Annotated in this window: 4 protein-coding genes; all 4 read left to right on the forward strand. The window is 36.6% G+C overall.

The features are described 5' to 3' along the window. The first annotated feature begins 493 nt into the window (after window positions 1-493). Window positions 494-2,680 (forward strand): YadA-like family protein, encoded by a 2,187-nt coding sequence (locus NFR27_RS01640; RefSeq protein ID WP_251440739.1) that lies wholly within the window; start codon window positions 494-496, stop codon window positions 2,678-2,680. Window positions 2,681-3,233: 553 nt separating this feature from the next. After that, window positions 3,234-8,870 (forward strand): YadA-like family protein, encoded by a 5,637-nt coding sequence (locus NFR27_RS01645; RefSeq protein ID WP_251453895.1) that lies wholly within the window; start codon window positions 3,234-3,236, stop codon window positions 8,868-8,870. Between the two features lie 537 nt (window positions 8,871-9,407). Then, window positions 9,408-10,451: a hypothetical protein gene (locus NFR27_RS01650; RefSeq protein WP_251440736.1), complete on the forward strand. Its 1,044-nt coding sequence runs from the start codon at window positions 9,408-9,410 to the stop codon at window positions 10,449-10,451. After that, a complete protein-coding gene (locus tag NFR27_RS10085) occupies window positions 10,420-12,606 on the forward strand; it encodes a YadA-like family protein (protein ID WP_277612517.1) in 2,187 nt (728 codons plus the stop codon). The genes NFR27_RS01650 and NFR27_RS10085 overlap by 32 nt, the downstream gene beginning before the upstream one ends. Window positions 12,607-12,731 lie beyond the last annotated feature (125 nt).

Genomic DNA, 12,731 nt, shown 5'->3' on the forward strand with positions numbered 1-12,731 from the left:
AATAGGAATTTAGAGATTAAATGCAAAAAACGAAGAGAGTCACTCGATTTAAATCTAGTGACTCTCTTTTTATTATAAATTAACTAAAATTACGGATATTTAGATTATTCATTTCGTGGAAAAATAAATTTTAAAAATTTTTAATTGAAAATAAAGAAGTCCTGAAAATATTGAATTTAAAGCATTTTTTTAGATAGATGGTAGTGCGTTTTTGATAATTGAGAATTAAAATGATAAACGAAAAGTGGATTTTAAAATTAGTACATTTGACTTATGAATAATTAGTGATATACTTTATATCGTAAATAAAGATTATTCCAATTTAATCATCATTTAAAAACATGTTAACTAAAATGTACAAATTTAGTTGTTAGTTGATAATAATATAAACGCTGATAATATAATAATTTTATAATAAAATGTAATTATATTATCAATTTATATTAGATGATGATTAAGTAGAAAAAGTGATGTGTGTCTGGTGAGGTGTGAAATGAAAGTGAAAAAGAATGTAAAAGTGACGTCTAAGTTTGTAGCAGCTATACTTGTTGGTGCAGTTAGTGCTGGTGTATATAGTGCTGATGCAGCCGGTTTAACTGGTTCCTATGTAGGTATTGGTATAGCGCCGACAGATGCTACAGTTGTCAAGAGTGGCAGTGAGTATAATGCTAAAGATATTGTTGGTTCTAGCAAACTTATTGACTATCGTCAAACAAAGCGTTTTAATAAAGATAAAGATGGCAATGAGATTTTAGAAGATTTTTCTCGCGTAGCAACTAACGACAATAAAAATGGTGAAGGTGTAGATGGTACAGCTACAGCTAATGATAGCAGAAAAGGGATTGGTACTACAGCTATTGGTTTTGGTACATATGCATCTCGTGGGTATGCTACAGCTATTGGTACTTATAGTAGTGCTATTAGTGGTAGTACTGCTGTTGGTTCTGGTTCATATGCAACTCAATATAGTGCAGCTTTGGGGCGTAATACGTATGCGAATAGTGCCGTTGCAGTAGGTGAAGCGGCTCGCGCTGCTGATGGCATAGCAATTGGTAAAGGTGCGTCTGCAGGGGTATTTTACCAATATATTCAAAACGATGGTACTCAAAACTATGGCGCTATTTTAAATAGTATTGCTATTGGTCCGGATGCGACTGCTGTAGGTGGTACTGCTATTGGTGCTAAAGCTCAAACTAATAGCTTATATGGTGTAGCTTTAGGTCAAGGTTCTAAAGTTTCATACAATGGCGTAGCTCTAGGTGTTAATGCTCAGGTTACTGCTAAAGGTAATGGTGGCATTGCCTTAGGTACATCTAGTGTAGCTAATCGTGGGGCGGGTACTATTGGCTATATGCCATTAGTTGATGGAGTTGAAGGCAAAATTGCAAAAAATGATACGGAATTAGCTACCTTTTTAGGAGCTAGTGATGACATTAAAAACTTCACTACTAAATACGCGGCTGAAATTTCAAAATATAATCAATTAAATAAAAAATACAGTGACATTAAATCACAGCAAGACGCACAAGAACAGATTATGATAGCCACTAAAGGCAATGATGATGCTGCTTATAAAGCTGCCAAAGCTGAATATGATAAATTAAGCAAAGAAGCTGTAGCAGCTACTAATGCACGTAATGCATGGACTGCTTCCCATCAAGATTTTACTCAAGCTATGGCAGAACAACAATCTGCATTAGCTGCTTTTAAAGCTACTGATGGTGCTGTTAGTGTTGGTTCCGATGCCTATGTTGATGCAAGAACTGGTAAAACAATCCAAAATACTCGCCAAATCATTAATGTAGCGGCTGGTACAGAAGATACCGATGCTGTTAACGTGGCACAATTAAAACATGTAGCTGATGAAACGGCTAAAAAAGTAAATATTGATGCAAGTAATATTACACCTGAGCAGGTTAATAATTGGCAGGTGGCATTAGGTATTAATCAAAATACAGTAGGTAATGTGGATGCGATTACTTTATCTGAAGGAGCTAATGTAAAAATTGATCCTACATATAATGATGATAAGTCTCGTGTTAATTATGAAATTTCTGTATCTGATGAAGCTATTAAAACAGCAGTAAAACCTGAATTGGATCAAAAGGCAAATCTTGATGGCTCTAATTTAACTCCAGACGCTATTACTAACTGGAAAGATCAATTAGGGGTAACAAATGTAACCAATGAAGTATCTGGTCTTAATAATCGAGTGGATGGTCTTGAAAGCAATGTATCTAACTTAAATAATCGCGTTAATAAACTTGATCAACGTGTAGATAAAGTGGGTGCTGGGGCTGCTGCTTTGGCTGGTTTACATCCATTGGAATTTAATCCAGATGATAAATTCTCTGCTGCAGTAGCTATGGGTAGCTATAAAGGTCAAGGGGCTGCTGCACTTGGTGGTTTCTACCGTCCAAATGCTGATACTATGTTCAGCGTATCTAGTACTATCGGTGATGATCCAATGTTCAATATTGGTTTATCTTTGAAGTTTGGTCAAAAAGGTGATGATATTTACCGCAATGCTAATGCAACAAATATTGGTGCATTAACATCTGAAGTAAATGCTTTGAAAGCTGAAAATAAAGGCTTGGCTGACCAAGTAGCTACACAAAAAGCTGAATTGGAAGAACAACGTGCGTTGATTCAACAATTAATGGCTAAAGTAGGTATGTAATTTTTTAAATAATAATAAAGTATAATATAGAGATTAATACTATAATAACTAAGAAGAGGTTCTTGCTAAATTAGCAGGAACCTCTTTTTTAGTAATATGTTTCAATAAATTTTCTTTTACTATGCTTTACTATTTATTATATTTTTTGATGTATAAATAATAGAATGATTTTTGATTTAATTAGATAAATGTTGAAAGTTAGATGTATTTTAATTATTGATTTATGAATAAATATATGATTAATTAGTTATTTTTTAGTAAAAAATGATTGATTTATTCAGTATGAAATTTTATCGATTGACTAAATTAATAAAAATGATAAACTTAAATTTGTTGCCATGAAGTATTCATTAAATAATGAACTTTAGGAGGATGATAGATATTCTAATGGTGTGACAGTTTTGTAATATATTAAATCTTTATTCTTAGTTGTTGGAATTAATGGAGGATTAATCAGCACATCAAAAGTATAAAGCAATAAATAACTAAACAAGAGTTGTATCATTTAATATTTTATATTTATTTTATTTTTATTAGAAGGCGGTATTATTTTATGGCTTTAAACAAAGAACGAAAAGCTCTTTCAAAGTTAGTTGCCACTTTATTAGTTGGCGGTATCGGCTCCACTTTATTTACTGTGCCAGTAGAGGCAGCTGTTGACGGTTCCTATACAGGTGTTAACTCTACAGCAGAGATTTACGGAAATACTAAAATTATTAAAAATGGTGATCAATATGCAACAGCCGATAGTGAGGCTAAAACATATATTGACTATAGATTAGATAGTAATAAACAAGCCACTCATAATATAAATGGTGAAGGTGCTACAGGTCACATGTCTACAGCGATTGGTTATGATGCAAGAGCAACCAATGATTTTACTACAGCAGTGGGCTCTAATTCATATGCCTATATGCGTAGTACATCTTTCGGAGCTAATTCATACTCTTCAGAGGATTCTGTTGCAATAGGCTTAGGTACTTATGCAGGTACAAAGTCTGTTACCTTAGGTAATGGCAGTCGCTCTCTATTTCAAAGTATTGCTATCGGCAACCGTGCTGTAGCAGGTAATTTTAAAGAGAGTATTGATTCCTCTAGTCCAACAGGTGGATCTAATGCGGCATCTATTGCTATTGGCAATAATACATTCTCTTATGGAGGGATTGTATTAGGACATAATGCAAGTACACTTCAACAAGGGATTGCCATTGGTACGCATGCTAATACAATTAGAAATGGTGTTGCTATTGGCTCCATATCAAGAACAAAGACCGCCGATGGTGTAGCTTTGGGCGGATATGCAACAGCCGATCGAGCAGCAAATGTCAGAGGCTATGTCCCATTTGTTTTTGAAGGGGAAAGCGCAACAACTACAGCTGAAGATAATAAAAAGTCTATCGAAGCTGTAGGGGAGAAGAATCCTGTATTTATGTCAAATAAATCAGCTGTCAGTGTAGGTAGTGACAATGAATATAATTCTACAGGCGGCATCATGACCGCAGGTATGCTTACACGTCAGATTACCTATGTAGCAGCTGGTTCAGCTGATACTGATGCGGTGAACGTAGCGCAGCTTAAATTAGTAGCCAATAAAGTGGCTGAAAATGAAGCGGCTATTGCCAATAATACATTGGAATATGTATCTATTAAGTCCACCGAAGCAGGAAACAAAACGAATGATGGCGCTCAGGGTGTAGACTCTATCGCTATTGGGCCAAATGCTACAGCTACACAGGAATTAGGTACGGCATTAGGCGCTAATACTGCAGCAACAGGTGTTAGCGCTACGGCCATTGGTGAATCTGCAAAGGCAGAAGACTTAGGTGCTACTGCATTAGGGGCTTTATCTGAAGCAACTGCATCGGGCTCTGCTGCATTAGGTAACAAGGCAAAAGCTAAAGGCATTGGTGCTACTGCTGTTGGTGTGGAAGCAGTAGCCACTGAGACAGGCGCTTTGGCAGTAGGAAATCTAGCCAAAGCGACAGTCCAAAATGCAACCGCTATTGGTATTCAATCTAATGCAGAAGGATTACAATCCGTAGCTCTCGGCGGACAAGCTAATAGCAAAGGTACACACTCTTTGGCATTTGGTTCTCAAAGCTTAGCAACAGGAATCCAAGATATTGTTATCGGTACTGCGGCTAAGACATTAGGTGCAGGAAACTCTATTGCCATTGGTACAAAGGCAATTACTTTAGATCAATCTTCTGTTGCTATTGGCCCATCAGCAAAAACTAATGTTTGGTACTCTGTAGCTCTTGGACAATCAGCTAATACTAATGGAGGTTTTGGTACTGCTGTAGGGGCTTATGCAGCAGCTGGTGGTGACTCTGGCGTAGCTTTAGGTAATCGCGCAGTAAGTCGTGGCTATCAAGCAGTTTCTCTAGGCTCATTTTCTAATAGCTATGGATATCGCGCGGTGTCTGTAGGCTCACAAGCATCTTCAAACGGAACGAGTGCTACTGCCCTTGGTGAACGTGCTGAGGCGCCAGCTCGAGAAGGGGTTGCCTTAGGTGGCTTCTCTGTAGCAAAAACAGAAGCTGGTGAACTAGGTTATAATCCATTAAGTGGCAAAGTTTTGGATTCTGCTAGTGATATTGCCGGTTTAACTGATGCAGAAAAAGCTAAAGTAAGTGAGCTAGCACCAAAGGTTGCTGCGCTTAAAGCTGATTATACTGCTAAAGAAACAGCTTATAATAGTCGCATAGCAGCATTAAATTCTGAGTTAACAACTGCAAGAAACTCTTTAGTAACGGCTACAACAGATGAGCTAAAAGCAGAGTTAAATCAAAAAATTACAGATTTAACTAAAGAACGTAGCAATTTAGAGTCAGCTATTAATTCGGCACGCAATGCTTATGTAAACAGTGATGATTTTACAGAGTACGCAAAACTAGTATCTGCTTGGGAAGCTACTAGTGGTGCTGTGTCTGTAGGCGATAGCGAGGCAGGTATTACCCGCCAAATTACAAATGTAGCGGCTGGTACTTTAGATACAGATGCAGTGAATGTAGCTCAGCTTAAACGAGTAAAAGAGGCTATTGATGAAGTAGGTAGCACTCATACTGAGATTAGAGTTAATGATACGGCAATAGAAGCAGGCGAGAATGGTGCTTATGGCGACTATGTTGATAGTAATGGTCTATCTGTTGGCGTTAAAGATGAGAATGGCAAAAAGATTTATGATATAAAACTTAGCAACAATATTACAGCCGGTACACCAGGTAAAGATGGCGAGCCAGGTCAAGCTGGTAGCATTGGTATTGTTGGGCCTGTAGGCGAAAATGGCGAAAATGGAATTGTTAAAATCGAAGTAAAACCAGGCACGCCAGGTGTTAATGGTCAAGATGGAGAGACAATCACTCGCATTGTTTACGAAACTGGTGAAACTGACGCTGAAGGTAATCCAGTTGTTACTGAAGTAGCTACTTTAGAAGATGGTCTAAAGTTTGCTGGCGATGATAATAAAGTAATTGCTAAGAAGCTTAACCAACAACTTGATATTAAAGGTGGTGCAACAACTACTACCGAAAATAATATTGCTGTTGTAGCAGATACTGATGCTGAAGGCAACACTACTGGTTTACATGTTAAATTGGCCAAAAATTTAACAGAACTTGAGAGCATTAATGTTGGTTCCACTAAAGGTGAAGATGGAACATACACTGGTGGTGTAACTATCAACAACAATGGCATTGACATGGGTGATACTAAGATTACCAATGTTAAACCAGGAGAGATTGCAGATGGTTCTAAAGACGCCGTAACAGGGGACCAAATCTTCGATCTTAAGACAGAAATTAACAATTCTGTAAGCGGTGCTAAAACTGAAGTTAAGTCTACCAACGGAACGGTAGACGTATCAAAAACAGTAGATACTACAGATAACCATGCTGTGTACGATTTATCCGTTAAAACAGATAAAGTAAATATGGCGTACAAAGCTAATGGTGCTGATGTTAAATCTGTCAGCTTAGCTAATGGTTTTGATTTTTCAAATGGAACGAACACCACGGCTGTAGTTGAAGATAATGGCGTAGTTAAATACAACTTAAACAACAATATTACATTAGATAGTGTAACAGCTAATACAAGTGTAACTGTTGGCGGCAAAGTAACTATCAACAACAATGGCATCGACATGGGTGATACTAAGATTACCAATGTGAGACCAGGAGAGATTGCAGATGGTTCTAAAGACGCCGTAACAGGGGACCAAATTTTCGATCTTAAGACAGAAATTAACAATTCTGTAAGCGGTGCTAAAACCGAAGTTAAGTCTACCAATGGAACAGTAGACGTATCAAAAACAGTGGATACCATAGATAATCATGCTGTGTACGATTTATCCGTTAAAACAGATAAAGTAAATATGGCGTACAAAGCTAATGGTGCTGATGCTAAATCTGTAAGCTTAGCCAGTGGTTTTGATTTCACAAATGGAACGAACACCACGGCTGTAGTAGAAGATAATGGCGTAGTTAAATACAATTTAAACAACAATATTACATTAGATAGTGTAACAGCTAATACAAGTGTAACTGTTGGCGGTAAAGTAACTATCAACAACAATGGCATTGACATGGGCGATACTAAGATTACCAATGTTAAAGCAGGCGATATTAATGAAAAATCAACAGACGCTATAACAGGGAAACAAATCTACAGCCTTAAGACGATACTGGAGCAGAAGATTGACACTGCTGGTACTTGGGATTTACAAGTAAATGGTTCTAAGGTTAATACTATTACTAAAGGCTCTATTATTAATTTTGTAGGAGAGGGCGATGTAAGCGTAGTTGGTAAAGGTAATGATATTCAAGTTGATTTAAAGCAAGAAGTAAAGAATCAGATTAATAAAAATACTGAAAATATTAGTCTTATTGTAAATGAAAAAGGAAATCTTAATGTTCATGGTGATGCAGAAACTGGCGTTAAAGTTGAAGCTGTAGATGCTAATGATGCGAAAAAAGGCGTAAAAGTATCTCTTGGTGATAAAATCTCTATTGGTGGTCAAGCGGGTGTTGTAATTGGCCAACAAGAAGTAACTGCTAAAAATGCTGATGGCGCTGATGTTCTTCCTGCTGAAAAAGGAAATTACATTACAGGCCTTGATAATACAACTTGGAAGCCAGAAGAAAAAGGTATTGTAGAAGATCGTGCTGCTACTGAAGGTCAATTACGTGATGTGGCGGATAAGATCAATGGCATTGGTGAAGCAATTAGCAATGGGGGCCGCAATTTTGCTGGTGATAGTGGCTCTGCTACAGCTAAGTTAGGCCAAGTAATCAATGTGACTGGCGGTGCTAAGACAGATAACTTAACTACTGGCAATATTGGTGTTGTTGCTAAAGATAATAACTTATCCATTCAGTTGTCAAAAGATATTACTGGTTTAAACTTAGTAACAACAAAAGAGTTAACAGCTGAAAAGGCAACTATTGGCGACTTAAATGTAAACAATAGCATTACTGTTGGTAATGGTGATAATCAAACGATTATTAATAATGACGGCATTACCATTAAAGGTAAAGATGGTAAGGACGGCGTTAGCATTTCTGGCGAAGGTATCAATATGGGTGGCAATACAGTAAGCAATATTGGCGAAGCTGTTAATCCTGGTGATGCTATTAGCAAAGGACAATTTGATAGAGAATTGAATGATGTTGTAGGTGCTGTAAACAATGGCATGGGCCAAATGAATAACCGCATGGCTAAACTTGACAGCCGTATGAACAAAGTAGGCGCTGGTGCTGCTGCGCTTGCTGGTTTACATCCATTAGAATTCAATCCAGATGATAAATTCTCTGCTGCAGTAGCTATGGGTAGCTATAAAGGTCAAGGCGCTGCTGCACTTGGTGGTTTCTATCGTCCAAATGCTGACACTATGTTCAGCGTGTCCAGTACACTTGGGGATGAAACTATGTTCAACATTGGTTTATCCTTGAAGTTTGGTGACAAAGGTGATGACATTTATCGTAACCCTAATAACACATCCTTCCGTGAGTTAACTAATGAAGTAGCATCTTTAAAAGAACAAAATAAAGCATTGAATGATAAAATGGCTGAAAAGGAAAAATCATTCGAAGCAACCAATAAAGCATTAAATGATAAAGTAAGTGCACAACAGGCTGAATTAGAACAACAACGTGCATTGATTCAACAATTAATGGCTAAAGTTGGTATGTAAAATAACACAAATTTTATATTATAATAGTTTGTCGCTATTGATAATATAAAGTTAAGTAAAAAAGAGGAACTTGCTATATATGCGAGTTCCTCTTTTTTTGTCTTTAGTAATTGTTGAAATATCATGAATATTTAATACTTGCATTAAATAAATCTATACATAAAAATTTTGATTTAATTTAATTATTCAATTCGTGAAAAACATATGATTTAGTTATAAATTAATCATATATTTAATATGATAGTTAATAGTTCTTATTAATCTTTGTAAATATGAGCTTTTATGGAAAGTAAGAAAATTAAATTTATAAATAATCTTTATATTTGTGTAATTGTAACGCACAATAGGTTTTTATAAGTGTCCATTCTAGGTTGACCATTTTTAGAATTTGTACTATTATTAAGCAATGTTATATGAAAATTTCATTAATATATTATCTTGACTTATTAAATGGAAAGTCTCTAGAAGTTTAATTGGTGAAGAGTTAATTGTAATGGAATTTAAGTTAGTTAGTTTTTTAGAAGTGAGGGTAAAGTGATGAAGTGTAATAAAAATAAACAACTTTTATCTAAACTAGTTACTGCTACATTAGTAGGGACTGTAGGTTTATCGGCATTCGGTGTTCAGGCCGCTACGACAGCAACAAATACTGCCACAGCTGGCAAAGCAGCAAATACTGTTGATAGTACAACTGACAGTACACAATTAAAATATGTAAGTATTAATACTACTGAAAAAGCGTCAGGAACAAATTACGATAATGATGGTGCTACTGGTACAGATGCTATTGCTATTGGTGGAAAAGCTAAGGCAGAAGGTAAATCAACTGTAGCATTGGGCCATCAAAGTATGGCTAAACGAGGAAATGATATTGCCATTGGTGAACGTGCTGAAACCATGGGGATCCCAACTGATTTAAGTAAACCAGATAGTTATGGCGGTAGTGCTATTGCTATTGGGGTAGCAGCAAAAACCTTTCAATTAGCCAGCATTGCTATTGGTTCAGCATCTGTGGCAGGAGCCGGTAATACACTAGCTATTGGCCCAGCAGCCAAGGCTTATAGTGAATATGGTGTAGCACTTGGCTATACTACAGAAGCGGCTGGGCGTCGCTCTGTAGCGGTAGGTCATATGGCTAAAAGCCAAGCGTACTATGGTTTTGCTGGTGGTGATCGCAGTAAGGCTAACGGCTATGGTAGTATTGCCATTGGTTCAGAAGCAAATAGTACTGAAATGGGCACTATTGCTTTGGGGATGAACTCGAAGGCAAGTCTTATGGGCAGTGTAGCATTAGGTGAACTATCTGTTACCAATACAGCAGCTGGTATTTTAGGCTATAATCCAGCAACGAATGCAGCATTGGAATCACATAATGAAATTACAGGCTTATCTGAGGCAGATAAAACTAAATTGGCCGATTTAACCTCTAAAGTAGAACCATTAAAAGCAGATTATGTAACTAAAGAAGCAGCGTATCATGAAAATCTTACAAAGATTAATACACAGATAAAAAACTTAAAAGAGAGTCTAATAAAAACAGCACAAACTGATGAGCAGAAGCAAGAAATTAATAAAAGTTAGTGACTTAACTAAAGAAAGAAGTAAAGCTGAAGTGGATATTACTAAAGCGCGTAAAGCTTATTATGACAGCAAAGAGTTTAAAGAATATGCCGCTTTAGTGTCTACTTGGGAAGCTACTGAAGGGGCCATTGCCATTGGCGATACCGCAACAGGTATTACACGTCAAATCACTGGTGTAGCAGCCGGTACAGCTGACACAGATGCAGTGAATGTGGCACAGCTTAAAAATGCTCGTGTAAGTTTCGCTGATGCTAATACAAATGTTACAGTAGAAGATGTAACTGCTAATACACCAGATGCAGTGGGCACAGTATATAAACTTAGTGCAGAAAAAGCTGTAGTAGCAGCTAATTCTGAATCTTTAAAATTAACTACTAATTCAGACACAGATACTCTTACAACTACATATACATTAGATTTAGCAGATGGCATTAAAAATAAGATTGCTAATACAGCCGATACTTCTTTAAGTAATTTAACTCAAGAAGGGGAAGCAAAGCTTACAGCTCTTGCTAAGGACACTGCTGTAGAAGCTATTAAAGTGACAAGTGCTGATACAGTATTAGTTTCTGTTGCTCCTGATACAACGTCAGAAACTGGTGTAACAAATTATAAAGTAGGTCTTAGTGATGGCGTAAAAACTAAGCTAGATCGCGTAGAAACTGTAACTGTAGGCACTTCTGGCAATTTAATTTTAGATGATTCGAAAACTAATAGCTCTACAGGTAAAGAATTCCTTGTTGATTTAAATAAAAATTTAACTTTGACAGATGGTAGTCTTACATTAAGTAGTGTCGTAGAGGGCAATACAAAGACTGTAAAATTGACTAGCACCGGTTTAGATATGGGTGGTAATACAATTACTCATGTAGCACCTGGTCGCATTGCGGAGGATTCCACTGATGCCGTAAATGGCAGCCAATTACATGATATTGCCACTAAAGTTGACGCTATGACAGGTGATAAGGGTAGTATCTCTACTATTCAAGGGGATATTTCTAAAGTAAAAGATGATGTAGCTCAAGCAAAAGGCGATATTAATACTATCCAAGGTGATATTTATACTATTAATCAAAATTTAGATAATAAAGTGAACACTGACTTAGGTAATATTACAGCAGAGGGTAAGAATGTAGTTAAAGACTTAGCTCGTGAAGCAGTGACTGTTACAGCTGAAAAAGATAGCAAATACATTTCCGTACAACCAAAACCTAATGATGTAGCTTATAGCACTAACTATGAAGTGGCTTTTGATTATGAAGCACTAAAAACTGACTTAGGTGCTGGTGACACTGGCTTTGTGACAGGTAATACTTTACAAGATGCCATTGATAAAGCTGTAGAAGGTGTAGTAGCAGGTCAAGCAACTGATGACCATATTAAAGACTTAGCTAAAGATTCTGTAACACTTGTAGATGGCGCTAATACAACAGTTGAAGTTGTTAACGATGGTACTGATGGAGAAGCAAAAACTTATGCTGTGAATGTATCGGACGACGCTATCAAAGCGGCTGTTAAACCTGAGCTTGATAATAAGGCTAACATTGATGGATCTAATTTAGCATTATCTGATGAATCAGTAAGTAAACTTAAAGATCAATTAGGTGTAAATACTGTAGATGCTCAAGTTGGTGAAGTAACTGATCGTGTAAACAATTTAGAAAATGATGTTACAACCCTTAATGACAATGTAAACTCTGTTAATAATCGTGTAAATAAACTAGACAGACGTGTAGATAAAGTGGGCGCTTCGGCTGCTGCATTAGCTGCTTTACATCCGCTTCAATTTGATGAAAATGACAAATTTACAGTAGCTGCAGGTTTTGGTAATTATAAAGGTGAACAAGCTGTAGCTTTAGGTGGTTTCTACCAAGCTAATGAAGATTTACTTTTCAGCCTTGGTGGTACACTTGGTGACGAAAAAATGGTGAATGCTGGTGTGTCTGTTCGCTTTGGCCAAAAAGGTGAAGGCGTACGTGTAAATGCTCCAGACGCAGTTCGTCAGTTAAATTCCGAAGTGCAAGATCTTCGTGCTAAAAATTCTAATTTAGAAAGTACTGTGGCAGAGCAACAGAATCGTTTAGCAGCTCAAGATGCTGAACTTCAAGCACAACGTAAAGTTATTGAACAATTAGTAGCTAAAGTAGGTTTATAATTGTTTAATAATTTTTAAACAAAATATAACAACTTAATATAATACTATTAAGAGAAAACCTTCTATGATACAATATTGTACTATAGAAGGTTTTTTTGTTGATATTTGGCGAAAATTGAGTAAAT

The organism is Veillonella intestinalis (genome assembly GCF_943192895.1).
Lineage (GTDB): Bacteria > Bacillota > Negativicutes > Veillonellales > Veillonellaceae > Veillonella_A > Veillonella_A intestinalis.